The 25,701-nt window shown below is 61.8% G+C and carries 27 protein-coding genes and 2 pseudogenes; 14 read left to right on the plus strand and 15 right to left on the minus strand.

The window, feature by feature from the left end:
• Positions 1–273 precede the first annotated feature (273 nt).
• The 3 genes and pseudogenes from ACZ445_RS23515 to ACZ445_RS23525 form a co-directional block, all read left to right on the plus strand.
• Positions 274–906: pseudogene (locus ACZ445_RS23515) on the plus strand (PAS domain-containing protein); the annotation flags it as partial.
• Positions 907–1,065: 159 nt separating this feature from the next.
• Positions 1,066–1,503: pseudogene (locus tag ACZ445_RS23520) on the plus strand (methyl-accepting chemotaxis protein); the annotation flags it as partial.
• A gap of 76 nt (positions 1,504–1,579) precedes the next feature.
• Positions 1,580–2,098, plus strand: a complete 519-nt coding sequence (locus tag ACZ445_RS23525; RefSeq protein WP_071496640.1) for a DUF1003 domain-containing protein — start codon at positions 1,580–1,582, stop codon at positions 2,096–2,098.
• Here ACZ445_RS23525 and ACZ445_RS23530 read toward each other — a convergent pair.
• Entirely contained in the window at positions 2,095–2,973 is an 879-nt protein-coding gene (locus tag ACZ445_RS23530; protein ID WP_058427266.1) for a LysR family transcriptional regulator, read from the minus strand. The two genes, ACZ445_RS23525 and ACZ445_RS23530, sit on opposite strands and share 4 nt — an antisense overlap.
• A gap of 80 nt (positions 2,974–3,053) precedes the next feature.
• Here ACZ445_RS23530 and ACZ445_RS23535 point away from each other — a divergent pair, with 80 nt between their 5' ends.
• Positions 3,054–3,755 carry a CTP synthase C-terminal region-related (seleno)protein gene (locus ACZ445_RS23535; protein WP_179029311.1) on the plus strand — a complete coding sequence of 234 codons (702 nt, stop codon included), beginning with the start codon at positions 3,054–3,056 and terminating at the stop codon, positions 3,753–3,755.
• A complete protein-coding gene (locus ACZ445_RS23540) occupies positions 3,752–4,075 on the plus strand; it encodes an antibiotic biosynthesis monooxygenase family protein (protein WP_058427268.1) in 324 nt (107 codons plus the stop codon). Before ACZ445_RS23535 ends, ACZ445_RS23540 begins: the two co-directional genes overlap by 4 nt.
• 198 nt (positions 4,076–4,273) lie before the next feature.
• On the opposite strand, the gene ACZ445_RS23545 is transcribed toward ACZ445_RS23540, so the two are convergent.
• Positions 4,274–4,597: a DUF2025 family protein gene (locus ACZ445_RS23545; protein ID WP_032891062.1), complete on the minus strand. Its 324-nt coding sequence runs from the start codon at positions 4,595–4,597 to the stop codon at positions 4,274–4,276.
• A gap of 232 nt (positions 4,598–4,829) precedes the next feature.
• Between ACZ445_RS23545 and ACZ445_RS23550 the strand changes: the two genes are divergently transcribed.
• The gene (locus tag ACZ445_RS23550) at positions 4,830–5,957 is read left to right on the plus strand and encodes a glycerophosphodiester phosphodiesterase family protein (RefSeq protein WP_092247092.1); all 1,128 of its coding nucleotides are present in this window, start codon (positions 4,830–4,832) and stop codon (positions 5,955–5,957) included.
• A gap of 86 nt (positions 5,958–6,043) precedes the next feature.
• The gene (locus ACZ445_RS23555) at positions 6,044–6,352 is read left to right on the plus strand and encodes a PepSY domain-containing protein (RefSeq protein WP_058423171.1); all 309 of its coding nucleotides are present in this window, start codon (positions 6,044–6,046) and stop codon (positions 6,350–6,352) included.
• A gap of 48 nt (positions 6,353–6,400) precedes the next feature.
• On the opposite strand, the gene ACZ445_RS23560 is transcribed toward ACZ445_RS23555, so the two are convergent.
• The gene (locus tag ACZ445_RS23560; RefSeq protein ID WP_058423172.1) at positions 6,401–8,029 is read right to left on the minus strand and encodes a methyl-accepting chemotaxis protein; all 1,629 of its coding nucleotides are present in this window, start codon (positions 8,027–8,029) and stop codon (positions 6,401–6,403) included.
• Positions 8,030–8,292: 263 nt separating this feature from the next.
• On the opposite strand from ACZ445_RS23560, the gene ACZ445_RS23565 reads away from it, so the two are divergent.
• Positions 8,293–9,315, plus strand: coding sequence for a transporter (locus tag ACZ445_RS23565; RefSeq protein ID WP_058423173.1), 1,023 nt, complete (start codon positions 8,293–8,295; stop codon positions 9,313–9,315).
• Between the two features lie 234 nt (positions 9,316–9,549).
• Positions 9,550–11,166: an inorganic phosphate transporter gene (locus ACZ445_RS23570; RefSeq protein WP_464707627.1), complete on the plus strand. Its 1,617-nt coding sequence runs from the start codon at positions 9,550–9,552 to the stop codon at positions 11,164–11,166.
• A gap of 66 nt (positions 11,167–11,232) precedes the next feature.
• Here ACZ445_RS23570 and ACZ445_RS23575 read toward each other — a convergent pair whose 3' ends face one another.
• Genes ACZ445_RS23575 through ACZ445_RS23585 form a run of 3 tightly spaced genes read right to left on the minus strand, consistent with a single transcriptional unit; the run spans position 11,233 to position 13,899 of the window.
• Positions 11,233–12,207 (minus strand): 5-oxoprolinase subunit C family protein, encoded by a 975-nt coding sequence (locus ACZ445_RS23575; RefSeq protein ID WP_464707628.1) that lies wholly within the window; start codon positions 12,205–12,207, stop codon positions 11,233–11,235.
• On the minus strand, positions 12,204–13,082 hold the full coding sequence (locus ACZ445_RS23580; protein WP_464707629.1) for a 5-oxoprolinase subunit B family protein: 879 nt from the start codon (positions 13,080–13,082) through the stop codon (positions 12,204–12,206). Before ACZ445_RS23580 ends, ACZ445_RS23575 begins: the two co-directional genes overlap by 4 nt.
• A 58-nt stretch (positions 13,083–13,140) precedes the next feature.
• Positions 13,141–13,899 (minus strand): 5-oxoprolinase subunit PxpA, encoded by a 759-nt coding sequence (locus tag ACZ445_RS23585; RefSeq protein WP_464707630.1) that lies wholly within the window; start codon positions 13,897–13,899, stop codon positions 13,141–13,143.
• Between the two features lie 103 nt (positions 13,900–14,002).
• On the opposite strand from ACZ445_RS23585, the gene ACZ445_RS23590 reads away from it, so the two are divergent.
• Positions 14,003–14,920 (plus strand): LysR family transcriptional regulator, encoded by a 918-nt coding sequence (locus ACZ445_RS23590; protein WP_464707631.1) that lies wholly within the window; start codon positions 14,003–14,005, stop codon positions 14,918–14,920.
• On the opposite strand, the gene ACZ445_RS23595 is transcribed toward ACZ445_RS23590, so the two are convergent.
• Positions 14,917–15,813, minus strand: coding sequence for a LysR family transcriptional regulator (locus tag ACZ445_RS23595; RefSeq protein ID WP_464707633.1), 897 nt, complete (start codon positions 15,811–15,813; stop codon positions 14,917–14,919). The two genes, ACZ445_RS23590 and ACZ445_RS23595, sit on opposite strands and share 4 nt — an antisense overlap.
• A gap of 106 nt (positions 15,814–15,919) precedes the next feature.
• Here ACZ445_RS23595 and ACZ445_RS23600 point away from each other — a divergent pair, with 106 nt between their 5' ends.
• Complete coding sequence (locus ACZ445_RS23600) at positions 15,920–16,678, plus strand: SDR family NAD(P)-dependent oxidoreductase (protein ID WP_464704382.1); 759 nt, start codon at positions 15,920–15,922, stop codon at positions 16,676–16,678.
• Here the strand turns inward: ACZ445_RS23600 and ACZ445_RS23605 are convergent.
• Positions 16,577–17,089 carry a multidrug/biocide efflux PACE transporter gene (locus ACZ445_RS23605; RefSeq protein WP_464707634.1) on the minus strand — a complete coding sequence of 171 codons (513 nt, stop codon included), beginning with the start codon at positions 17,087–17,089 and terminating at the stop codon, positions 16,577–16,579. The genes ACZ445_RS23600 and ACZ445_RS23605 overlap by 102 nt on opposite strands.
• 89 nt (positions 17,090–17,178) lie before the next feature.
• Here ACZ445_RS23605 and ACZ445_RS23610 point away from each other — a divergent pair, with 89 nt between their 5' ends.
• Positions 17,179–18,033 (plus strand): LysR family transcriptional regulator, encoded by an 855-nt coding sequence (locus ACZ445_RS23610; protein ID WP_464707635.1) that lies wholly within the window; start codon positions 17,179–17,181, stop codon positions 18,031–18,033.
• 413 nt (positions 18,034–18,446) lie between these two features.
• Here the strand turns inward: ACZ445_RS23610 and ACZ445_RS23615 are convergent, their stop codons facing one another.
• From ACZ445_RS23615 to ACZ445_RS23630, 4 genes are read right to left on the minus strand one after another with little or no spacing between them, the layout of a single operon-like run.
• Complete coding sequence (locus ACZ445_RS23615; RefSeq protein ID WP_058423183.1) at positions 18,447–19,655, minus strand: RNA polymerase sigma factor; 1,209 nt, start codon at positions 19,653–19,655, stop codon at positions 18,447–18,449.
• Positions 19,652–20,128, minus strand: a complete 477-nt coding sequence (locus ACZ445_RS23620) for an SRPBCC family protein (RefSeq protein WP_179029552.1) — start codon at positions 20,126–20,128, stop codon at positions 19,652–19,654. Before ACZ445_RS23620 ends, ACZ445_RS23615 begins: the two co-directional genes overlap by 4 nt.
• 34 nt (positions 20,129–20,162) lie before the next feature.
• On the minus strand, positions 20,163–20,507 hold the full coding sequence (locus tag ACZ445_RS23625; protein ID WP_016978318.1) for a YciI family protein: 345 nt from the start codon (positions 20,505–20,507) through the stop codon (positions 20,163–20,165).
• Between the two features lie 42 nt (positions 20,508–20,549).
• Positions 20,550–20,969 (minus strand): YybH family protein, encoded by a 420-nt coding sequence (locus tag ACZ445_RS23630; RefSeq protein WP_464704384.1) that lies wholly within the window; start codon positions 20,967–20,969, stop codon positions 20,550–20,552.
• Positions 20,970–21,117: 148 nt separating this feature from the next.
• Between ACZ445_RS23630 and ACZ445_RS23635 the strand changes: the two genes are divergently transcribed.
• The gene (locus ACZ445_RS23635; protein WP_464704385.1) at positions 21,118–21,618 is read left to right on the plus strand and encodes a GNAT family N-acetyltransferase; all 501 of its coding nucleotides are present in this window, start codon (positions 21,118–21,120) and stop codon (positions 21,616–21,618) included.
• 60 nt (positions 21,619–21,678) lie between these two features.
• Here the strand turns inward: ACZ445_RS23635 and ACZ445_RS23640 are convergent, their stop codons facing one another.
• Positions 21,679–22,161 (minus strand): GyrI-like domain-containing protein, encoded by a 483-nt coding sequence (locus ACZ445_RS23640; protein WP_464704386.1) that lies wholly within the window; start codon positions 22,159–22,161, stop codon positions 21,679–21,681.
• Between the two features lie 196 nt (positions 22,162–22,357).
• On the opposite strand from ACZ445_RS23640, the gene alaC reads away from it, so the two are divergent.
• Positions 22,358–23,569 carry an alanine transaminase gene (gene alaC, locus ACZ445_RS23645; protein ID WP_058423188.1) on the plus strand — a complete coding sequence of 404 codons (1,212 nt, stop codon included), beginning with the start codon at positions 22,358–22,360 and terminating at the stop codon, positions 23,567–23,569.
• A gap of 137 nt (positions 23,570–23,706) precedes the next feature.
• Here the strand turns inward: alaC and ACZ445_RS23650 are convergent, their stop codons facing one another.
• Together ACZ445_RS23650 and ACZ445_RS23655 are read right to left on the minus strand one after the other, a co-directional pair.
• A complete protein-coding gene (locus ACZ445_RS23650) occupies positions 23,707–25,059 on the minus strand; it encodes a GntP family permease (protein ID WP_058423189.1) in 1,353 nt (450 codons plus the stop codon).
• 84 nt (positions 25,060–25,143) lie between these two features.
• The gene (locus tag ACZ445_RS23655) at positions 25,144–25,677 is read right to left on the minus strand and encodes a gluconokinase (RefSeq protein WP_058423190.1); all 534 of its coding nucleotides are present in this window, start codon (positions 25,675–25,677) and stop codon (positions 25,144–25,146) included.
• Positions 25,678–25,701 lie beyond the last annotated feature (24 nt).

A 25,701-nucleotide genomic window follows, 5' to 3' on the forward strand; every position in this document is an offset into this window, starting at 1 on the left:
CCAAAAAAGGTCCTCCCACACGGGCGAACTTCTTGTCAGGCTGATCACTCTGAACCCGTTGTCCCACCCCCTCTGTCAGCACAAGGAAGCTGACAATGAGCAAGTCAACCGTAGGGCATATACCTTACGGGGGCAGGCGCATATCCAAGGAAACTCCAGAGTCTGCTTGCCCGAGCACCGCACATGCTATTCAACACGCATAAAAGAACCATCAACACGCTGCAACACACTGTCGCCCTACAGGCCAGCCTGCTGGACGCTATCGAGCGCTCCATGGCGGTGATCGAATTCGACCTGTCCGGCAATGTGCTGCGGGCCAATGCCAACTTCCTCCAGACCATGGGCTACCGCGCCGAGCAGGTCGAGGGCCAGCCCCATCGAATGTTCTGTTCCCCGGCCTACACCCGCAGCCCTGAGTACAACCAGCTGTGGTCGAATCTGCGCAATGGCCACTCCCAGTCAGGCACCTTTGAACGGGTGGCCGGCGATGGCCAGTCGGTATGGCTGGAAGCCAGCTACAACCCGGTGCGTGATGACGCGGGCCAGGTGACCAAAGTGGTGAAGTACGCGATGGACGTCACCCCGCGCCTGCAAGCCGAAAGCGAAGCCAATGCCAAACTGGACGCCATCGGTCGTGCCATGGCGGTGATCGAGTTCAACCTCGACGGCACTATCATCACCGCCAACGCCAACTTCCTGCAGCGCATGGGCTATACCCTGGCGCAAATCCAGGGCCAGCATCACCGAATGTTCTGCAGCGCGGCACTGGCCAGCAGCCCGAGCTACAGCGACTTCTGGAAACGCCTGAACCAGGGAGAACTGTTCAGCGGCCAGTTCGAGCGGGTGGATAAAAACGGCCAGGTCGTGTGGCTCGAAGCCAACTACAACCCGGTGTACGACGCCAGCGGGCGGCTGTGCAAAGTGGTGAAGTTCGCCACGGATATCACCGCCCGCGTGCAACAGCATGCGGCGGACGCACAGAGTGCGGCCCAGGCCTATCACCTGTCCTTGAGCACCCAGGACATGGCAGAAAAAGGTGCCGAGGTGATTCAGAAAACCGCCAATGGCATGCGCGAAATTTCTGCGGACATCGACGATTCCTCGCAACTGATCGCCAAGCTCGGTGATCGCTCGCAACAGATCACTGCCATCGTCAACACCATTCGCGGTATCGCCGACCAGACCAACCTGCTGGCCCTCAACGCCGCCATCGAGGCCGCACGGGCGGGCGAACAAGGCCGTGGTTTCGCCGTGGTGGCCGACGAAGTCCGGCAACTGGCGGCACGCACCAGCGGCTCCACCACCGAGATTTCCAGCATGATTGCGATGATTCAGGCTGAAACCCGACAAGCCATCGACAGTATGGACGCCACCCGCGACCGCGCTGCCCAGGGTGTTGAAATGGCCAACCAGGCCGGCACGGTGATCCTGCAGATTCGTCAAGGCACCAGTGAAGCGGTGCAAGCGGTGAGTGCGTTCGCCAACGAGCGGGGCGGCAACTGACCCGATCTTCATACGGAGTGCCAGGGGCTCGGTCTATAGTGCTGACTTGTCTTCAAGCACGAGATACGAGCCCGCCATGACTCCAGAAAAGCCCGCAGCCGCCCCCGTCGACCACCTGCGCTTCCACCGCCCTCACGCCCATCTGGCGCCGACCTTCGGCAACGACACCTTTGCCCTCAAGGCCGAAGCCTTCGCACGCTTCTTCGGTACGCCGACCTTCCTCGGCGCACAAACCGCTATCGTGGTGTTGTGGGTGGTGCTGAACATGACCGGCATCACGCATTTCGATGTGTACCCGTTCATCCTGCTCAACCTGGCGTTCAGCCTGCAATCGGCCTACGCCGCGCCGCTGATCCTGCTGGCCCAGACCCGCCAGGCCGCCCGCGACAAGGCGCAGTCCGATGCGGATGCGCAGCACCGCGAAGCCCTGGCGATTGCCAACACCGAGCGCCAGGCCCAGGCTGCGCAGACCACCAAGCAGTTGCTGGAACTGCTGGAACAGAACACCCGGCTCACGGAAATGACCAAACAACTGACTGAGCACATTGAAAGCCTGACCTGCGAAATGCATGAGCACTTTGTGCGAAAAACCTAAGGCAGTCGCACATGCCGTCCCAGCTCATCGAACAGGGTCACCACCGAGCGCAACGCTCGGCAGTCCGGGCGCGTGAGCAACCACAACGCGGTGTCATGCCCTGCCAACGCAGGGCCCAGCGATTGCAGGCCGTCGCCCAATAGAAAGTCCGGCAAGGCCGCCACGCCCAACCCGGCCCGGACCAGTTCGGTGACCGACAACATGCTGTTGCAGCGATAACTGGGGCGCACACCGGGCAGCTGCTCGCGGCGCCAGGCGACCGTGGGGTGGTCGGGCAGGAAATCATCCGGGGCGATCCATGGCAGGTCGGCCAGCTCGCGGCCGACCTGCTGACGGGCAAAATCCGCGCTGGCGCACACCTGATAAGCCACATTGCCCAGGCGTCGGCCGACCAGATGTTCCGGCGGCGTGCGGGTCAAACGCAGGGCAATATCCGCGTCGCGGCGGCTGAGGTTGGCGAAGTCATTCGAGGTGCTCAGTTCCAGGGTCAGTGCCGGGTAGTGCGGCATGAACTGCGCCAGGGCCGGCAACAGCAACCCTTGCAGTACGGAGTCGGTACAGGTCAGGCGCACCGTGCCGCTGATCACCTCACCGCCCTGCTCCACGCCAATGCGCGCCGCTTCCAGTGCCTGTTCGGCACGCTCCGCCTGCTGCGCCAGGTTGCTCGCCAGGCTGGTGGGCAGGTAGCCGGCACGGCTTTTTTCAAACAACGTCTGGCCCAGCGCCGCCTCCAGTCGCCGCACTGCGCGGAACACCGTGGACACATCCACCCGCAATAACGCCGCCGCCCGTGCGAGCGTGCCGCCACGCACCAGGGCGAGGATCAGCGATAAATCAGGGTATTCGAGCGAATAGTGCGTAGCTGCATTGACCATGTGGGAAAACGCCAATATTGATTGCGCAAACGCCAATCTATAGTGCGCCCCAGGACACTACAAGCCATGGGATGTACACGATGAAAACCACACCACTGCACCTCGCCCTGATCGGCGATTACAACCCCGCTGTCATCGCCCACCAAGCCATCCCCGTGGCCTTGCAACAGGCCGCCGAAACCCTGGGGCTGAGCATCCATGTGCAGTGGCTCGACACCGATACCCTGCCGCAATCCCTGCACGCGTTCGATGGTTTCTGGTGCGTCCCCGCCAGCCCCTACCGCGACACCGATGGCGCACTGCGGGCGATCCGTTTTGCCCGCGAGCAACGTCGACCTTTCCTCGGCACCTGCGGCGGTTTTCAGCACGCGGTGCTGGAATATGCGCGCAACGTGCTGGGCTGGAAGGATGCCGAGCATGGCGAACTCGCGCCGCACGCCAAGCGCGCCGTGATCGCGCCACTGAGCTGTGCGCTGGTGGAAGCCACCGACACCGTGCGCCTGGTGCCGTACACGCGCATCGCCGAGGCCTACGACACCCTTGACCTGCAGGAAGGTTACCGCTGCCGCTACGGCGTGAACCCCGAATTTCTCGATGCCCTGCTGGAAGGCGACCTGATCCCCAGCGGCCATGACTCGGCAGGCGATCTGCGGGCCGTGGAGCTGCTCGACCACCCGTTCTTCGTCGCCACCCTGTTCCAACCCGAACGCGCCGCGCTGAAAGGCATCACCCCACCCCTGGCGATTGCCCTGCTCAAGGCTTGCCAGGCGGTGTCGGCATGATCGCCCGCACACCTGCCCCGCCTTACTACGCGGTGATTTTCAGTTCACTGCGCACCGAGGGCGACCAGGGTTACGGCCAGGCCGCCAACCGCATGCTCGAACTGGCGCGCGGACAACCGGGATTTCTCGGCGTGGAATCAGCACGGGAAGACGGGTTGGGCATTACCGTGTCGTATTGGGAGAGCGAGGCGGCGATCCTGGCCTGGAAGCAGCAGGCCGAGCACCGCGCGGTACGCGAACAGGGGCGCACCACTTGGTACTCGGCGTTCCAGACACGGGTGTGCAAAGTCGAACGGGCGTACGCGTTCGAAAGCGGCTGAGGCTTTGGGGTGAGAGGGCCTGATGATGAAAGCAGGGTTGTTTGTGGTTAACAGGCTTGTTGTGGCGAGCAGGCTTGCCCTGCGTCGGGGCGCGAAGCGCCCCTGAAACCAGCGGCTGCGTTTTTCCTGAAAGAACAGTGCGATCTTTATTGGGGCTGCTGCGCAGCCCAACGCAGGGCAAGCCTGCTCGCCACAGGGTTAGCTCACCAGGCTGCGCAACGCACTGATCTGCGGAATCTCCACCCTGCGCATATACACCCGCAATGGCTCGGTGATGTTGATACGGTCGTCGATGTTCTGGTCCAGCAGCAACTGGATGCGTTCGCGGGACAGGGTCATGGTCTGTTCCGGGGCCGGCAGCCAGACGAATTCGGCGGTGGGAATAATGCCGTCATCGGCCACGTCCATGCCGAAGGAATCTTCGCTGAAACGCACGATGTACTGGCCGGTCTTGCGGTTGAGGCCAACAAAACCGTGGAGTTGGTCGGCGGCCTGGCAGATAAGCTCGGAGGTGATGCGCATGGTAAACCTCACTGAAAAGTCCCACAGGGACTGGAAAGATGGTTTACACGCGTGGCACAAAGTACCGCCCTCTGACGGGGCAGCTTCGGGCAAGAGTACTGCAATGCCTGCAAAAAAAACGCAGAAAATTGAGGCGTGCACACGTTAATGTCGGTTTGGTGATAGCGCCTTTCGCAATCAATTGTTAAAAAGGAGGCCTTCTCAAAGCTACCTCCACGAAAGGACTTCGCATATGCCTGTCACGTTTACCAAGAGTGCCTTGCTGCTCGCCCTGATGCTCGGCCTTGGCCAGGCACAGGCTGCCGACCCGATCAGCCCGGCTGAATTGGCAACCAACGAAGGCATTCCGTACCCGGCCGTGATCGCCCACCGTGGCGCGTCCTACGACGCCCCCGAGTCCACCGCCGCAGCCTACAAGATTGCCCGCGACCTGGGCGCCGACTACCTGGAAATGGACCTGCAGCGCAGCAAGGACGGCGTGCTGTTCGCCCTGCACGACAACAACCTGCAGCGCACCACTGACGTGGCCACCAAGTTCCCCGACCGCAAGGACGCCCCGGCCAACGAGTTCACCTGGAAAGAACTGCAAACCCTCGACGCCGGCAGCTGGTTCAACGCCGCCTACCCGGATCGCGCGCGTCCAGGTTTCGTCGGCCTGAAAATCCAGAGCCTGGACGACATCATCAAGATCGCCGAAGGCAACCCGTCGCACAAACCCGGCCTGTACATCGAGACCAAGGAGCCCAAGCAATTCCCGGGCATCGAAGCCGACCTGAAGAACAAGCTGCTGGACAAAGGCTGGCTGAGCTCCGCCGGCTCCAAGCTGGGCAAGAGCAACACCGGCGTAGGCCAGGGCAAGGGCCGCGTGGTGCTGCAAACCTTCGAGGTTGCCAGCCTCAAAGAGCTGCAGAAAGAAATGCCCAACACCCCGAAGATCCTACTGTTGTGGGTGGGTGAAGGCAGCATCGAGCCGAAAAACAAGCAGACGTTCGCTGAGTCCGGCGAAACCACCAAGGCCGCCTACTACGCCAAGCAGGAGCCGAAGGATGCCGCCGAGTTCGAAAAATGGGTCGACGAAGCCAAGAGCCTCGGCGCCATCGGCACAGGCCCATCGGCCGAGCTGACCAACCACGGCGACCAGAGCTATTCGGACCTGGTCAAACCCGAGATGAACAAGCTGACCCACGACAAGGGCCTGCTGGTGCACGTCTACACCGTCGATGAGCCGGTGGACTTCGACAAAGTGATGAAGGCCGGCGTCGATGGCATCTTCACCAACCGCGCCGCCGAATTGCTGAAGTTCTACAAGCGCTGGCCGTCGTCCAGCGTGCAAGACCTGCTGAACGACTATAAGTACTGAGTGGTCAGTGTGCCATTAAGGATGAGTTAAGTTGCGCCGGTTAATCTGGCGCCACTTAAACAGCTCACCGAAGAAGGACACACACCATGAAAACCTTGACCGCTCTGTTCGCCGCTACCGCCCTGACCCTGACCGCCGGCCTGGCCCAGGCGGATGTTCGCCCGGACCACATTGAAGGCCTGCTCAAGTCCGGCGCCGTGATGCCTTTCGAAAAACTCAACGCGGCTGCCCTGGCCAAACACACTGGCGCCACCATCAATGACACCGAGTTGGACCACAACAACAGTGGCGTGCTGGTCTACGAAGTCGAACTGACCGACACCGCCGGCAAGAAGTTTGAAGTGAAGCTCGACGCCAAGACCGGCGCCGTTCTGGAAGACAAGCTCGATACTTGATTGAACTAAAAAAAAGCCACCCTCGGGTGGCTTTTTTTGTGCCTGTTGTCAGGCGCTCAGACGCGCCGTCACCTCATTCAACTCACTCGATAACCCACGCAGGTCATGGCTCGCCGCTTCGGTGCGCTTCACATTGTCGAGGTTGGCCGTCGCCACCGTGGTGATCTGCGTGATGTTGCGCGAGATGTCCTCGGCCACCGACGTCTGCTCCTCCGCTGCCGTGGCAATCTGACGGTTCATGTCGCGAATCGCCTCCACCGCCTGGGTGATGTGAGCCAGCATGGCGCCGGCTTGGGTGACCTTCTCGACGCTCTCATCACTGCATGACTGGCCGCTCACAATCGCTTCAGCCGCGTCCACCGCCCCGGTCTGCACCGCCTCGATAATCCCGTTGATCTCGATGATCGACGCCGCCGTGCGTTGCGCCAGGCTGCGCACCTCATCAGCCACCACGGCAAAACCACGACCGGCTTCGCCTGCGCGCGCAGCTTCAATCGCCGCGTTGAGTGCCAGCAAATTGGTCTGCTCGGCGATGCCACGAATCACTTCCAGCACTTTGCCGATGCGTACGCTGTCGGTTTCGAGGCGGCGGATGATGGTGCCGGTATTGAGGATTTCGTTGCGCATCTGGCCGATGGTGGCGATGGTGACTCTCATCACCTCACCGCCTTCCCGCGCCGAATGGTCCGCCTCGTCGGCCGCACGGGAAGCACTGGCGGCATGGCGCGCGACTTCCTGGGCGGTGGCGGACATTTCGGTCATGGCCGTGGCCACTTGGTCGGTGCGGTTGAATTGATCGTGGGTGCCCGTGGCCATCTGCCCGGCGATGGCATTCAACTCGCCGCTGGCGCCGACCAGGTCGGTAGCACTGCGCTGCAAGCGGCTGAAGGTTTCGGCAAGAAAGTCGCGCAAGGTATTTGCGGCAGCGGCCAAGTGACCCAACTCATCCTGGCGACGGCTGGCTACGCGCTCGGCGAACCGACCGTGGCTCAGTTGCGTCACGTAGTCGATCAGGCTGCGGATCGGCAGGATCAGGTTGCGGTTGATCAACCACAGGCTGAACAAGCCGATCAGCACACCGGACAGCAACATGATCGCCAACCCCACCAGCACGGTGCGCTCGGCGTAGGCGCTGATGGCCTTGGATTGCTGGCTGCCTTGTTCGCGCAGGTCACTGACCAGCGCACTCATCTGCTCGCTGGCGGCGCGGTCCACGCCCTTTACCGCCGTGTCGCCCGCAGTGGCATCGCCCCCCGCCGCCACGTAGGCATCGCGGCCTTTCTGGTAAGCCACACCGAGTTGCTCGTGCGTCTGACGCAGGGTTTCGATGCGTCGGCTCAGGCTCGGGTCGCTGCCGGTCTGGGTGACCAGCCGAGTGAGAATGCCCTGCACATCGCGCTGGCGCTCCTGGAACTGGCCCCAGTATTTCTCCATGTCCTGGGGCTGCTTGCCGCGCAACAGGACGTTTTTCCATTCCTGCACCTGCACCTTGAATTGCAGGTTGGCCTCGTCAATCAACTGTGAGGTCAGCAACGGTCCATCGATCAAACTTCGATAGCTCTGCACCCCATTGGACAGGAAGTTGAAACAGGCCAGGGCGATCAACAGCATCGCCAACAGGCTGCCACCGAGCAGCGACAGGATTTGTGCTCTCAAGGAGGTTCGCAAAACATTCATCGGGGAAAAGCCTCGATACAAGGAAGCGGTGCATACACACGGCGACTTCCCTGTCATCAAAAGCACCGCCGATCCACAGCGGTTCTTAACACCTTGAATCGGCCGGGCCAGAGGCCTCTTGAACAGTTCCTGACAGGCGGTCAAATAAATGTCACCGCAACGAAATAAATCCAAAACCGTCACAAAACTGTCAAATCCCCTTGCAATGATTCGCGCATGCGAACCTGTGAAATCTCCTACAGGCGCTTTTCCTGCGAGCCCTCATGAACCACAGCATCGACCACAGCCACCAGGACTCCGACCTGTTCGGCTTGCTTTACGGTTTCCGTTTTCGCCCCGGTGAAAAGGGCGAGCAGATCGATTCGGCCACGGCCCTCCAGGCCTTGCGCCAGCCGGCCGACCCGGACGAGTTTTTGTGGTTGCACCTGAACCTGGCCCACGCCGCATGTGAGCGCTGGATGCAGGCGCACCTGGACCTGCCGGAAGAGTTCTTCGAAGCCCTGCATGAAGGCTCGCGCTCCACCCGCATCGAACACGTCGACTCGGCCCTGCTGGCGGTGGTCAACGACGTGGTGTTCAACTTCAGCAGCATGGTCTCGTCGGACATTTCCACGCTGTGGGTGTGCGCCCGCAGCCGCCTGTTGATCAGCGCACGCCTGCAACCGCTGCACTCGGTGGACAAGCTGCGCTCGTCGGTGAAAGCCGGTGAAAGCTTTCGCTCACCGCTGGCCTTGCTTGTGCACCTGCTGCGTGACCAGGGTGAAGTGCTGACGCAGATCGTGCGCAAGACCAGCATCAGCGTCGACCATATCGAGGATCAATTACTCTCGTCACGCCTGTCCACCAACCGCGCCGAACTCGGTGCCGCACGCCGAGTGTTGGTGCGCCTGCAACGCCTGCTGGCGCTGGAGCCGGGCTCGCTGCTGCGCCTGCTCAACCGCCCGCCGCAGTGGCTGCAAAAGGAAGACGTGAAGGAGTTGCGCAAATCCACCGAGGAGTTTGCGCTGATCATCAACGACCTGATGGCCTTGGGCGAACGCATCAAGCTGTTGCAGGAAGAGATCGCCGCCAACCTCAACGAGCAAAGCAACCGCACGCTGTTTACCCTCACCGTGGTGACGGTGCTGGCGTTGCCGATCAACATCATTGCCGGTTTTTTCGGCATGAACGTGGGGGGTGTGCCGCTTTCCCAAGATCCGGAAGGCTTCTGGATCCTGGTGGCGTTGGTGGCGACCTTTACCTTGATCGCCGGGCGGTGGGCCTTCAGGAAGCGCAAAGACTACTGAGCTGCAACACCGTTGAACATGTGGGAGGGGGCTTGCCCCCGATGGCAGTGGGTCAGCTACAGATTAGCTTGCTGACCCACCGTCATCGGGGGCAAGCCCCCTCCCACATAGGTTCTGCGGCGTATACAGGATCAGCGGCTATCCCAATTCCATCAAACACTGACCTGTGGCAGCATCTCTGTAACATTCTGCAATGACTATGAACGACATCCTCCCCACACTGGATGCTCCGGCATGGCCACCCCTTCCCTGACTGCCTCCACCCACGTCTCACCCGCTGCCCCCAAACCCAGGCTGGACAAGAAACCCAGCCTGGTGACAGTGATCATCTTCTTCGCCGTGCTCGCCATGGGCCTGTTGTTCACCGCCTACAGCCTGATGCACGACATGCACGAAATGGGCGCCCAACTCACCACCTGGACGCCGTTTTTGCTGCTGGGCGTGGCGCTGTTGATTGCCCTGGGTTTCGAGTTCGTCAACGGCTTCCACGACACCGCCAACGCCGTGGCGACGGTGATCTACACCAACTCGCTGCCGCCGCATTTTGCGGTGGTGTGGTCGGGCTTTTTCAACTTTCTTGGCGTGCTGCTCTCTAGCGGCGCGGTGGCGTTCGGCATCATTGCGTTGCTACCGGTCGAGTTGATTTTGCAGGTGGGGTCTTCCGCCGGTTTCGCGATGATCTTCGCCCTGTTGATCGCCGCCATCCTGTGGAACCTCGGCACCTGGTGGCTGGGCTTGCCGGCGTCGTCGTCCCACACACTGATCGGTTCGATCATCGGCGTGGGCGTGGCAAATGCCTTGATGCACGGGCGTGAAGGCACCAGCGGTGTGGACTGGAGCCAGGCGATCAAGATTGGCTACGCCTTGCTGCTGTCGCCACTGATCGGCTTTGCGTTTGCGGCGATGCTGTTGCTGGCCCTGCGCGCCTTCGTCAAGAACCGCGCGCTGTACAAGGCGCCCAAAGGCGACACCCCGCCGCCGTGGTGGATCCGCGGCATGCTGATCGCCACCTGCACCGGCGTATCCTTCGCCCACGGTTCCAACGATGGGCAAAAAGGCATGGGCCTGATCATGCTGATCCTGGTGGGCACCTTGCCGATGGCCTACGCACTGAACCGCACCATGCCGGCTGAACAGTCATTGCAGTTCGCCGCCGTAGCCGAAGTCACCCAAGTCGCCCTGGTGAAAAGTGCACCGCAAGCATTGACCGGTGACCCACGACCGATCCTCTCCACTTACGTGCGCACCAAGGAAGCCACCCCGCAACTGGTCCCCGCCCTCGCCGCCCTGGCCGGGCAGATCGGTGATGAAGTCAAAGGTTATGGCTCGCTGGCCAAGGTGCCTGCCGAGGCCGTCGGCAACGTGCGTAACGACATGTACCTGACCAGCGAAACCATTCGCCTGATGGACAAGGGCAAGGTCGGCAACTTCGACGCCGACACCCAAGGCAAGCTGCAACTGTTCAAGCAACAGATCGACAATTCCACGCGTTTCATTCCGCTGTGGGTGAAGATCGCCGTGGCGATTGCCCTGGGCCTGGGCACCATGGTCGGCTGGAAGCGCATCGTGGTGACCGTGGGCGAGAAGATCGGCAAGACCCACCTGACCTACGCCCAGGGCGCCTCGGCGGAAATGGTGGCGATGCTGACCATCGGCGCGGCGGACATGTATGGGTTGCCGGTGTCGACCACCCATGTGTTGTCGTCGGGTGTGGCGGGGACGATGGTGGCCAATGGCGGTGGGTTGCAGATGCGCACGATCCGCAATCTGGCGATGGCGTGGGTGCTGACGTTGCCGGCGGCGATTCTGCTTTCCGGCAGCCTCTACTGGCTGTTCACCCAACTGTTCTGACACAAAACCCAAGCAAAAATGAACAGAGAACCCATTGTGGGAGGGGGCTTGCCCCCTCCCACATTGTTATCCAGCGAACAGCCCGGACATCAGCTTCAACCGCTTCTTGTACACCCGCCGCGCCTCCAACGCCTGCTCCAGCGTCACCGCCACAAACCCTGCCCGCTGGTTCGGTTGCATCTGCCCGATCAAATCCAGGTCGGCGCTGATCACCGTGCCGATCATCGCGTAGCCTCCACCCGACACCGCGTCCCGGTGTAACACAATCGGCTCCAGACCGGCCGGCACCTGGATCGAACCGATCGGGTAGCAACTGTCGACGATATTCGACGGATCCGACCCCGCGCCAAACGGCTGCTCCCGTGGCTGGAAGCTCAACGCACTGCCGCCCTTGAAGCGATAGCCGATGCGGTCGGCTTCGGAACCCACAGTCCAGGGCTCGGCAAAAAAACTGCTTTTTGCCGCATCCGTCAGGCGCTCGTAATACAGCCCAGGCACCACGCGCAGGGTGACGTCACCGCCCACCGAACGGCGCAACGCCATCGGCAGACTGTCGCCCGCACGCCCCGTGCCACTGGCTTCACCGATGGGCAACTCGTCGCCTTCCTGCAAGCGCCGACCGTGAAAGCCGCCCAGTGCGCCGAGGGTGTAGGTCGAGCGGCTACCGAGCACCAGCGGCACGTCAATCCCACCGGCTACCGCCAGGTAGGTCCGCGCCCCCGCCTTGGGAAACTCAAAGCGCAACACCTGCCCGGCACGCACTTGGAACGCGGTGTCCTGGTGCACCACTTCACCGTCGAGGCGCGGCGACATCAAGGCACCACTGAGGGCCACCAACGTATCCTGTTGGAATTCCAGTTCGGGGCCGATCAGCGTGCACTCCAGGCCCGCTGCGCCCACCGGGTTGCCCACCAGATGGTTGGCCGCGCTCAGCGCGTATTGATCCAGCGCGCCCGATGGCGGGATGCCCAGGTGGTAGTAACCTTCGCGGCCAAGGTCCTGCACGGAGGTGGCGAGGCCGGGTTTGAGGACCTTGATCATGCCAGCGCCTCCTGCAGGGTTTTCGGGTAGCCGATGGGGTCGGCGAGAAACGCGTCGAGGGAAAATTCCACCGGGCGGATACGCAGGTCGAAACGTCCTGCGTCCACTTCCGCCACCGCCTGATCATAGGCGTCGCGATCAATGGGTTTGAACTGCACGATATCGCCGGGGCGAAAGAACACCATGTGTTCCTTGAGGTAGGCCAACTGCTGCGCCGGGTCGTAGATCGGCGCCGGGGTCACGCCGAACATCTGGTAACCGCCGGCACCGCGCACCGAGTAGATGCAACCAAAACAGCCGCCATGGCCGAGGGTGAGTTTTGGCGTATCAGTGCGCGGGCGCAGGTACTTGGGCACCTGCAACTGCCGCTCGCGCTCGACCATCTGGAACATGAACGGCAAGCCCGCGACAAACCCGACCATCGACACAAACCACGGCGCGCCGCTGTGGGCTGCGATAAACGCGTCGACATTGGCCAGGCCATTGATGCGTGCGGCGTATTCCAGGTCGGTGCCGCTGGGGTCCTGGTGACGGTCGCGAAAACGCATCAGCGTTTCGTGCGTCCACGGGTCGTTGTACAGCACCGGGATTTCGATGATGCGCGTGTGCAGGGTGCGTTCGGCCACGGCCTGGGCTTCGGCGGTCTGCACCGCATCGAGCAGCACATGAGGCGCGATGCGGTCGGGGTCAAAGCGAATCTGGAACGATGCATTGGCCAGGCACACATCCAGCACGCCTTCCAGCGCCAGGCGTTCCACGGCGCGGGTCACCGCCATGCCCTTGAAAAAGGCCTCCAGGGACATGCTCTCGCTGACCTCGGCAAACAGGTGTTCATCACCGCCGAAGCTGTAGCGGATGGGGGACGTTTCAGCCATGTCTGTTCCTCTTGGAATCATTGTAGAAAGGCAGGCGAAAAAATAAGGCGATGATTTTTTATTGTGGTGTTTTGACCGTGATGCCCGCTTGGTCCAGCGCTTCGCGGGTGGCTTCCACCAGTTCCAGCGCACCAGGGGTGTCGCTGTGCAGGCAGATGGAATCGAATTCGATAAACAGGTCTTCGCCTTCCACGGTTCGCACAAGTCCGGTCTGACAGGCCCTTAGGACCCGCGCCGCCACCGTCGCCGGATCCAGCGCCCGCACGTTGCGGGTAAACACGATTGAGCCGGTCAGATCGTACTCACGGTCGGCATAAAACTCCCGCACCACCGGCTGTCCCAGCTCCTTTGCGACACGCCAGATCACCGAGTTGGGCATGCAGTACAGCAGCAGCGTCGGCTCGATGATTTGCAGGTTCTGCACCAGCAGGCGCGCGGCTTCTTCGTCGCGGGCCAGGTGCATGTACAGCGCGCCATGGGGCTTGATGTGTTGCAGGGGCACACCCTGGGCGCGGGCGATTTCCCGCAGGGCGCCGAGCTGATAGAGCATGTCGTCCACCAGTTCCTGGGCCGGTGCGTTGATGTGGCGGCGGCCAAAGCCCACCAGGTCGCGGAATCCCGGATGCGCGCCGATGGCCACGCCCAGTTGCTTGGCCCGCTCGACGGTACGGCGCATGGTGCCGGGGTCGCCGGCGTGGAAGCCGGTGGCGATGTTGGCCGAGCTGATATAGGCCATCAGTTCTGCGTCGACGCCGTCGCCGATGGTCCAGGGGCCGAAGCCTTCGCCCATGTCCGAGTTGAAATCCACTGCCTGCATCGAAGTCGCTCCGCCTAAGTGATAGAGGAAAAGTAGGCTGCGGCTTGACCCCTTGGGAAGATCTATTATCAGATGGCCCATCTTCTGAAAAACAGATATCGCTATGTCCCTGACCTTGCGCCAAATTCGTTATTTCGTCGCCACCGCCGAAATCGGCCAGATCTCCCAGGCGGCCATCCACCTGAACATCTCCCAGTCGGCGGTGACCACGGCGATCAAGGAGCTGGAGGGCATGCTCGGTGTGCAGCTGTTCGTGCGCTCGGCCCAGGGCATGAACCTGACCGACGCCGGGCGGCATTTTCTCAACCGTGCCTACGTGATCCTGCGCAGCGTCGATGACGCGCTGAACAGCCCGCTGCCCGACTACCGCGCCAGCGGCGTGCTGCGCCTGGCCGCCAGCTACACGGTGCTCGGCTACTTCCTGCCGCACCATTTGCAGCGCATGGAACACTGGCACCCGGACGTGAACATCGAGGTCTTCGAGCAGGAGCGCCAGGCCATCGAACAGGGCTTGCTCGATGGCAAGTTCGACATGGCGGTGGTGCTCACCGCCAACCTTACCCACCCGGCTATCGTCTCGGAAATCCTGTTCAACTCGGAGCGCCGACTGTGGCTGCCCAGCCACCACCCGCTGTGCGAACGCGGCGCCGTGAGCCTGGCCGATGTGGCCCGGGAACCCTACATCCTGCTCACCGTCGACGAGGCCGAACACAGCGCCATGCGCTATTGGGAACAGGCTGGGCAAACGCCCCAGGTGCGGCTGCGCACCAGTTCGGTGGAAGCGGTGCGCAGCATGGTCGCCAATGGCAGCGGCGTGGCGATCCTGTCCGACCTGGTGCATCGGCCCTGGTCCCTGGAAGGCAAGCGCATCGAAACCCTCACCGTCACCGACCCCGTCACGCCGATGAGCGTGGGCCTGGCCTGGCACCGCGAGCGCGCCTTCACCCCGGCGATGCAGGCGGTGCGCGATTACTTCCACGACGCGTTCCTTGCGCCGCAGCAATTGTCGGCACGGCGTTAGAGATGGGCTTGCAGGGTGGAGGCCAACCAGTCCATGAACACCCGCACCCGCAACGGCAAATGCCGCTGGCCGGCATACAGCAGTGACACGTCTAGCGGCGGCGCCGGGTAGTCCGGCAGCAGCGCGACCAACTCACCGCTGGCCAATAAATCACCGATCCCCAGGGCCGGCACCTGGGTAATCCCGAAACCGCCCAGGCATGCTGCCTTGTAGGCATCGGTGCTGTTGACCGTCACGCGCCCGGCCATGGGAACACGGTGCACCTTGTTGCCCAGCAGGTATTCAAAGCCAGCCGAGCGCGCGCCCAGCGGCCGCACGTAATGCACCAACTGGTGCCGCGCCAGGTCGGCCAACGTCTTGGGCATGCCATGGCGTTGCAGGTACGCCGCGCTCGCGCAGTTGATCATCGGCATGCTGCACAGCAGGCGCGCCACCACGCTCTGGTCCGGTTGCGCACCGACACGCAGCACGCAATCAAAGCCTTCGGCGAGCAGGTCGACCTGGCGATCGGTGGTGCTGATCTCCAGCTCGATCAGGGGGTGAGCGTCCATGAATTCGGGCAGGCGCGGTAGGATCAATTCCCGCGCCATCACGTTGGGCATGTCCACCCGAATGCGCCCGGTCAATTGCGCTTCATCCTGGCGAAACAAGCCCTCCAGTTCCTCCATGTGCGACAGCAGATCCTTACTACGCTCATACAAAACCCGGCCGTCCTGGGTCGCCTGCACCTTGCGCGTGGTGCGTTGCAACAGGCGCGCGCCGAGCAGTTCTTCCAGGGCTTGCACATGCTCAGACACGGTCGAGCGCGGCAGCCCAAGGCTGTCGCCGGCCTGGGTAAAACTCGACAGCTCGGTGACGCGCACGAAGGTGCGCAACAGCTCAAGTTTGTTCATGGGATTGTTCGCCTTATCCGGTCAGTGATTCCGGTATAGCGCTGTTTATCACGTTATGGGCGAATAAATACACTCTGTCCCACTGATCACCCACGAGGACTAGACCATGACCCGTAAAATCGCACTCATCACCGGCGCCAGCCGTGGCCTGGGCAAAAGCGCCGCGCTGCACCTGGCGGCCCAGGGCGTTGACATCATCGGCACCTACCACAGCGCGGCGGCTGAAGCCCATGCGGTGGTCGAACAGGTCCAGGCTCTGGGGGGCCGAGCCGCCATGCTGCAACTGGATGTGAGCCAGAGCGGCACCTTTGATGATTTTGTCGGCGAAGTCGGCACCGTGCTCAAAGACGTATTCGCACAGGACCACTTCAATTTTCTGATCAACAACGCCGGCATCGGTGCCCACGCCAGCTTTGCCGAGACCACCGAAGCGCAGTTCGACCAATTGGTGGCGATCCAATTCAAAGGCCCGTTTTTCCTAACCCAGAAGCTGTTGCCACTGATCAACGACGGTGGTCGTATCCTCAATATCTCCAGCGGCCTGGCGCGGTTCAGCCTGCCGGGCTATGCGGCGTATGCCTCGATGAAAGGTGCGATGGAAGTGCTGACCCGCTATCAGGCCAAGGAATTGGGCGGTCGTGGGATCACCGTGAACATCCTCGCGCCCGGCGCCATCGAAACTGATTTCGGCGGCGGCGCCGTGCGCGACAATGCGGCGCTCAATACGATGGTCGCCAACAACACAGCCCTAGGCCGGGCAGGCTTACCGGACGATATCGGCGGCGCCATCGCCGTCCTGCTGGCCGACGGTAGCAACTGGATCACGGGGCAGCGCATCGAGGCGTCGGGCGGCATGTTTCTGTAAAAACGTGTCGCGCAGTGCGTCATAGCCCCAGTGATAGACATAGGTGTACGGCAGGAAAAACAGCAGTACACCGATGTCGAGCATGAACGCCTGCATCAGGCTGATGTTCAGCCACGCCGCGATCAACGGCACGGCGATAATCACCAGCCCGCCTTCGAACATCAGCGCATGCAGCACCCGCGTCCAACCGCCGTTGGACAGTTGCAGGCGCACCTTGAGACGGTCGAACAGGCTGTTGAAGATAATGTTCCAGGTCAGTGCCAGCAGGCTCAGGCCCAGGGTCACCGCGCCCATTTCCAGGGCCGGCCTGCCGGTGATCCAGACCAGCAGCGGCGTACAGATCAACAACGCCAGGCCTTCAAAACCCAGGGCTTGGCAAACGCGTTCAGAAATCGACTTGGTAGGGCTCATAACCTTTGCTCTGTGAAGGACGATGGTTGCCATGATTACCCTTTGGATCGATACTTCATAACTAATAACCATCGATCAAGGCGATAGTCATGGCCTCCCACGAAGTGCTGCAGGCGTTTGTCCAGGCTGCCACCCAAGGGTCGTTTTCGGCGGCGGCACGCAAGCTGTGCAAGAGCCAGTCCACCGTCAGCGCGGCCGTGGCGAGTCTGGAAATCGACCTGGATGTGGTGCTGTTCGACCGCAGCAGTCGCAAGCCGACGCTGACCGCCGCCGGCCATGTGCTGCTGCAACGCGCCGAGCAGGTGCTGGAGGCCAGCAGTCGTTTGGAATTGGCAGCGAGCCAGTTGTCCCAGGGGTTGGAGCCGAAACTGACCATCGCCATGTCGGATACCTACCAATCCGATCGTTTCGAGATCGCCCTCAAAGCCTTTGAGCAGCGCTACCCCGACCTCGAACTGGAATGCCTGATCGCCGAATGTGAAGACTTGATCGCCCTTGTGCAAAGTGGTCGTGCGCATATCGCATTTATCGAAAAACAAGACGTCTACCCACCCGACCTGACGGGCGCTCCGGTGGAAGAACGCACGGAAATCGCGCTGTTTGTCGCACCGACACACCCGCTGGCCCACCTGCGCAACATCTCGGCCGACACACTGCAACAACACCGCGAACTGCGCCTGGCCAGCATTATCAACCCGACTGAAACCCGCCCAACCGGCCGGGTATGGTCGGCACCCAGTTATTTGATGCTGATGGAAATGGCGCAACTGGGCTTCGGCTGGGCGCCGATCCCGCGCTGGCTGGTGGAGCGTTTTGGCGGCGACCAGTTGGTCGAACTCAAAGCCCGCAGTTGGCCACGCTCGGTGGCCGTGGATGCGCTGTGGTCACGGCACCACCCGCCAGGGCCGGCGGGGAGTTGGTTGCTTGGCAAGATGCTCGAGTAACTCTCCACCAGGACCAGCTCTTTGAAAGTCTTTGAAGAACCAGCCATATCTGGCTAATACCATTCCATTAAAGGCGAACACTGCAACTGTGGCGAGCGGGCTTGTCCCGCGTTGGGTTGCGAAGCGACCCTGGAAGGAGGAATACGGTGAGTCAGGCACTCTTCGGCCGCTGGTGTTGGGGCCGCTTCGCAGCCCAGCGCGGGACAAGCCCGCTCGCCACAGGGTATTTATCACCCGTTCTACCTGAAAACCTTGAAAGGGCAGACCTTAAGGACGCCATCGTCGGCAAGCCGGGCTCCTACAAAGTCAGGCGGCCTGAACCTGCGGCGGGCGGTTGTTCTGGAAGTATTCGTGCAGGGCACGCAATGCGGGCAGCGCCAATGTTTGCGCGGCGACGCGTCAGCAGCCTTGATTCAGAGTCCCGCCAAACGTTTTTCGATAAACCTGCGTTCGGGCGTCTGCTGGGTCAAGGCCAGCGCCCGCTCGTAGGCTGCGCGTGCCTCTTCGACGCGCCCCAGTTGCCGGCAGAACTCTCCCCGCGCCGAATACGCCAAGTGGTAATCCAGCAACTCGCCACGCGCCAGAATCCCCTCCACCTGCTGCAAGCCTGCCAACGGTCCATCGCGCATGGCCAGCGCTACGGCGCGGTTCAGTTCGATCACCGGTGACGGCGTTGCCCTGAGCAATACATCGTAGAGACCGACGATCTGCGGCCAGTCGGTCTCATCGGCACGCGCCGCTTCGGCATGCACCGCTGCGATGGCGGCCTGCAGGCAATACGGGCCAAAGCGCCGTGTGCCAAGCGCGCGCTCCACCAACCCACAGCCTTCGGCAATCATCGACGCGTCCCATAGCGAGCGATCCTGTTCAGCCAGCAGCACCAACTCACCCTCGTCCGAGGTGCGCGCCGGGCGGCGGGACTCGTGCAGCAGCATCAAGGCCAGCAGGCCCATGACTTCCGGCTCGGGCAGCAACTCCAGCAGCAGGCGCCCCAGGCGAATCGCTTCGCGGGTCAACTCCTCGCGGGTCAGGTCGGCACCGATGGAGGCCGAATACCCTTCGTTGAACACCAGGTAAATCACCCGCAGCACCGCGTCCAAACGCTCCGGCAGCGCGTCCCTGGACGGCACCTGGTAAGGGATTTTCGCCTCGCGGATCTTGCCCTTGGCGCGCACGATGCGCTGGGCGATGGTGGCCGGCGTGGCCAGGAACGCGCGGGCGATTTCCTCGGTGGTGAGGTCGCAGATCTCACGCAAGGTCAGCGCCGCCTGGGCATCCGCCGCCAGTGCGGGGTGGCAGCAGGTAAAGATCAGGCGCAGGCGGTCGTCTTCCACGTCTTCATCGCTCCAGTCAGCCGCTTCCAGCGTGTCGGCCTGCTCCTGCAACAACGGGGTAAACCGCGCCTGGCGGCGCAGACGGTCGATGGCCTTGAAACGCCCGGTCGACACCAACCAGGCCCGTGGATTGGCCGGCACGCCGTCCAGCGGCCAGCGCTGCACGGCGACGAAAAACGCCTCGTGCAGGGCTTCCTCGGCCAGGTCGAAGTCGCCCAGCAAGCGAATCAGCGTGGCGAGCACCCGACGTGATTCGCTGCGGTAAAGGGCCTCGACCGAGAGGGTCAATCGCCCATGCCCTCAGTCACCAGCGTGACCAGCCGATCCAGGCTCTGGCCCCAGCCATCGTGAAAGCCCATGGCTTCGTGGGCCTGTTTGTCTTCGGCGCTCCAGTGCATGGCCCGGGCGGTGTAGAGCGTCTTGCCATCGACCTCTTCGAAGGTGACTTCAGCGCTCATGAACGCCTTACCCGAGGGTATCCAGCCGGGCATGAAGGCATCGGTAAACACCAGGCGACTGGGCGCAACGATTTCCAGGAACACGCCCTGGGTCGGGTATTCGGCACCGTCCGGCGCACGCATCAGGGTACGAAACAGGCCACCGACCCACAGGTTCATTTCGCACTCGGGGGTGGTCATGCCGTGGGGGCCCCACCATTGCTGGAGCAAGGCGGGTTCGGTCCAGGCGCGGAACACCCGGCTGCGCGGTGCATCGATCAGGCGGCTGATGGACAGTTCAAACTCGGCAGGTTGCGTAGACATGGGGTAAACCTCTTGAGTCTTATGGTTGTTGTGTTCAGAGATTCAATTCACGCACGGGGCGCACTTCCACACTGCCGACCCGGGCAGCCGGAATACCACCGGCCACCTGGATCGCTTCGTTCAAGTCACGGGCCTCGATCAGGTAGAAGCCGGCGAGCTGCTCCTTGGTTTCGGCAAACGGCCCGTCGGTGATCGACAGCTTACCGTTGCGCATGCGCACGGTGGTGGCGGTGCTCACCGACTCCAACGGCTCGGCGGCCAGCATGCGACCGCTGGCCTGCACGGACTGCGCGTAGGCGAAGCATTCCGGGTCTGCCGGGCTGTCCGGCGAGGTGTGCAACACCTGTTCGTTGCTGTAGATCAGGCAGAGGTATTTCATGGGCTTCTCCGTTTTCGGACTACTGACTATAGTTCGCGGCGCTCACGGTTTCAGGTCGAACAGACCGGCGCCGGTTTCCATGTCAAAAGGCGCGGACCAGTGTTCATGCACCACCTTCCACTGCCCGTTGATGCGCTGGTAACCGGCGCTGACCCGCATCCAGCACGTTTTGAGCACGCCATCCGGCCCGGTGCCACCACAGTGGGCGAGCCAGTGGGCAAAGGCGCTGTCTTCACCGGCAACAATATGCAGCTCATGAAAGTCGAAAATACCGGGGCCGGGGCAGAACTCCATGCAGGCCTTCCAGTGCGCCTGGTAGGCGGCCTTGCCCTTGAATTGCAGGGCGCCAACGGCGTCGAACGCGACGATATCTTCGGCGTAAAAGCTGACAATTTTGTCGACATCCTTGGCCATGACGGCGTGTTTCCATTGTTCGATCAAGGTGTTGATGGCAGTGCTCATGGCGATACTCCTCGGGTTGGAAAACTCACGGAAGACACCCCTAGTCGAATGGCCCTTCGGCAAATCGACAACCCGCTTAAAAATAATTTCGCTCTCGGCAAACCCGCTAGAATCCACGCCTCTTTGTAGGATTTCGGATGCACCACCAATGGAAACCCGCCTCGTCGCCTATGAGACGCTGAGCCTTGTGCAGAAACAGCAACTCGACACCCTGCAAGTGCATCCCGAGCAACTGCCGTATTCCGGCGATATCTACTGTGCGCTGAACAGCCTGCTGGTCAATCCCAGCCCCGGCGCGATCAAAGGCTTCGCCCTGCTCGCCGACGAAATACCGGTGGCCTTCCTGCTACTCAAACGCCCACCGTGCCTACCCCATTGGGCCGATGAGCACAGCGCGACCTTGCATGCGTTGCAGGTCAATCGGCATCAACAAGGACACGGGTTCGGTAGAGCGTGCTTGCAGGCACTGCCGGCGGCGGCACTGGCTGCGTGGCCGCAGATCAAGGGCCTGGAATTGTCGGTGGACGCGGACAATGTGGCGGCGATCGGGTTGTATCTGTCGGCCGGTTGGGTCGATAGCGGGGAGGCGTATAAAGGGCGGATCGGGTATGAGCGCAGATTGAGGAGGGTGTTTAACCCAGCCCTTTGATGTCACGTAAACATGACGTTCAGACGTTAATGTCCTGTTTACGTGACATCGGCGAGTGCTTCAGCCTCTTTCGCCCACCGGCAACCAGATCTCCACCGTCCCGGTGCCCTTGCGCGCATCAAAATCCGCGCTGTAGCGCTCGAAATCCGCGCCCACCACCTTGTAGCCCGAGTGCGGCAGCCACTCGAACATGATGCGTTCGTAGGTCTGTTCCAGCGCATGCACCGGCCCGTAATGCGGGAACACGGCATAGTTGAGCGGCGGAATCTCGATAGACTGGAAGTTGCTTGGCACGTCGGCTTTTGTAAGGACTTCGACCCCGGCCATGTAGTCGAATTCGCCATGGTTGGGGTTATGGCAAACGCCATAGGTCACACCGCCCACGCGCTTCTTGATGTCCTTGATGCAGGTGTCGAACAACTCCCACAGCTTAGGGATATCGCCCACGGTGGCCTTCGAATAACGCCCTTGTACACCGGCAATCACCAGGGCCTTGCCCGCTTCCATGCGTGGCTCCAACGGTTGTTTTGTCTGCTGATCCATACGAACAGTCTCCTTCTTATGAGGGAACAAACCCGTATCGAGTATAGGGGCATATCCACGCGCTACTCCATGCAGAAAATTTTCCTACGCATCTGGACAACTTGCCATCATCGACCGTATTGTCTGCCCCGCAGGCCACCGCAGTGGCCGACGTCGCTCGGACGGTTCCGGGCGCTTACGTACTCTCGAGGCAACAATGGCCGACCAAGGTTCGCCGCGCCGCTTTGCGCGCATAGATCGACTCCCCCCGTATGTTTTCAATATCACTGCCGAGCTGAAGATGGCTGCGCGTCGGCGCGGCGAAGACATCATCGACTTGAGCATGGGTAACCCCGACGGCGCCACGCCTGCGCACATCGTGGAGAAAATGGTCACCGTCGCCCAGCGTGAAGACACCCACGGCTACTCCACCTCCAAAGGCATTCCGCGTCTGCGCCGAGCGATTTCGCGCTGGTACAAGGACCGCTATGAAGTGGACATCGACCCCGAGTCGGAAGCCATCGTCACCATCGGTTCCAAGGAGGGCCTGGCGCACTTGATGCTGGCCACCCTGGACCAAGGCGATACCGTGCTTGTGCCCAACCCGAGCTACCCGATTCACATCTACGGTGCGGTGATTGCCGGCGCCCAGGTGCGTTCGGTGCCGCTGGTGCCTGGCGTGGACTTCTTCGCCGAACTGGAACGGGCGATTCGCGGCTCGATCCCCAAGCCGAAGATGATGATCCTCGGTTTCCCGTCCAACCCTACCGCGCAGTGCGTGGAGCTGGACTTCTTCGAACGCGTGATCGCCCTGGCCAAGCAGTACGACGTGCTGGTGGTGCATGACCTGGCCTACGCCGACATCGTCTACGACGGCTGGAAAGCCCCGTCGATCATGCAGGTGCCGGGTGCCAAGGACATTGCGGTGGAGTTTTTCACCCTGTCCAAGAGCTACAACATGGCCGGCTGGCGCATCGGCTTCATGGTCGGTAACCCGGAACTGGTCAACGCCCTGGCGCGGATCAAGAGTTACCACGACTACGGCACCTTCACCCCGCTGCAAGTCGCCGCCATTGCTGCACTGGAAGGCGACCAGCAGTGCGTGAGGGACATCGCCGAGCAGTACCGCCAGCGCCGCAACGTGCTGGTCAAGGGCCTGCATGAGCTGGGCTGGATGGTGGAGAACCCGAAGGCGTCGATGTACGTCTGGGCGAAGATTCCCGAGCAGTATGCCGCCCTGGGCTCGCTGGAATTTGCCAAGAAGTTGCTGCTGGAGGCCAAGGTGTGTGTGTCGCCGGGGATTGGATTTGGCGAGTATGGCGATGATCACGTGCGCTTTGCGCTGATCGAGAACCAGGACCGCATCCGCCAGGCGGTGCGCGGGATTCGCGGGATGTTTCGCGCGGATGGATTGGTCACGAAGGCCTGACCAATCTACCTTTAGGAATGTGGTCAAACTGTGGGAGGGGGCTTGCCCCCGATGGCGGTGGATCAGTCACCAGATGCTGTGACTGACACTCTGCTATCGGGGGCAAGCCCCCTCCCACATTTGTTCCGCGGTGTGGCTTAGACCACCAGCGACAGCAGCATGATGAAAATCAACGCCACCACCGACAGAATGGTCTCCATCGCCGTCCAGGTCTTGAACGTCTCGGCCACGGTCATATTGAAGTACTGCTTCACCAGCCAGAACCCCGCATCGTTGACGTGAGACAGGATCAACGAGCCCGCCCCCGTCGCCAACACCAGCAGCTCGCGGTTAACCCCCGGAATCATGCCCACCACAGGCACCACGATGCCCGCGCCGGTAATGGTCGCGACGGTAGCCGAACCGGTCGCCACGCGAATCACCGCCGCCACCAGCCACGCCAGCAGGATCGGGTTGATCTGCGCGTTTACCGCCATATGGCCGATCACGTCACCCACACCGCTGGTGACCAGCATCTGCTTGAAGCCACCACCGGCACCGATGATCAGGATGATCGCGGCGGTCGGCGCGAGACTGGCGTCGAGCAGCTTGAGGATCTGCTTGGAGTGAATGCCCTGGCGATGGCCAAAGGTGTACAGCGACAGCAGCAACGCCAGCAGCAAGGCGGTGATCGGGTGACCGATCATATCCATCCAGTTGCGTACCACGTTGCCTTCGGCGAACGCTATGTCGGCGAAGGTTTTCAGCAGCATCAGGAACACCGGCAACAGCACGGTGACCAGGGTGATGCCAAAGCTCGGCAGGTCTTTGTTCTCAGGCTCGCGAGCCAGTTGATCGACCAATTCCTGGGACGGGTTGCCCGGGATGTATTTGGCGATGAACGTACCGAAGATCGGGCCGGCGATAATGGCCGTTGGCAGTGCGACGATCAGACCGTAGAGGATGGTCTTGCCGATGTCCGCGCCAAACACGCCGATGGCCAGCAGCGGACCCGGGTGCGGTGGCACCAGGCCGTGCACCGCCGACAGGCCGGCGAGCAACGGGATGCCGATCTTGATCAGCGACACACCAGTACGGCGCGCGACGATGAACACCAGCGGGATCAGCAGCACAAAGCCGATCTCGAAGAACAGCGGGATGCCCACCAGGAACGCGGCGAACATCATGGCCCACTGGACCTTCTCTTTGCCGAAGGCGCGGATCAGGGTCTGGGCGATCTGATCGGCACCACCGGATTCGGCCATCATCTTGCCGAGCATCGTACCCAGCGCGAGGATGATGCCGACAAAGCCGAGCACCCCGCCGAAGCCGTCCTGGAACGCCTTGATGATCTTGTCCACGGGCATGCCCGAGGTCAGGCCGAGGAAACCGGCCGCGATGATCAGGGCAATGAACGGGTGCACCTTGAACTTGGTGATCAGAACGATCAACCCGATGATGGTAACCACTGCGTCTAGCAGCAGGTAGGACTCGTGGGACATGCCAAACATGGGGGGTCTCTCCTGTTTGTTGTTGTTATTAAAGCGGGTGTTGAATTTCCTGCCGGGGACAGCGCTATCTTTTCCGGCAAAAAATCAGTTGGATGGTTCAAAACCGTGTTGCAGCCACCAGGCATTGGTCTGCTCGGCCAGCTCCTCGACGCTGTCTTCGCTGGCGTTGAGGGCCAGGGTCAGCGGCTCGCCCTTGGGCGACTCAAGGGTGGCGAACTGGCTGTCTATGAGGCTGGCCGGCATAAAATGCCCGGGGCGATGGGACACACGGTCGGCGGCCACTTCACGGGTCAGCTCCAGGAACACGAAACCCAGGCCCGGCGCGGCTTCGCGCAGGTGATCGCGGTATTTCTTCTTAAGCGCTGAACAGGTGAGCACGGGATGCTCGCCCGCCTTGAGCGAACGGCGCAGTTCATCGCAAAGGATGTCGAGCCAACCGGCGCGGTCGTCGTCGTTGAGGGGGTGGCCGGCGCTCATCTTTTCGATGTTGGCGGCGGGGTGAAAGCTGTCGCCTTCAATCGCGGTGGCGCCGTTCAGGCGGCACAGGGCCTCGCTGACACTGGTCTTGCCACAGCCGGCGACACCCATGATGACCAGGGCGGTAACAGGTTGACTCATGAAACACCTCAGGACGCAGATAGC

It is taken from the genome of Pseudomonas allii (assembly GCF_055380095.1).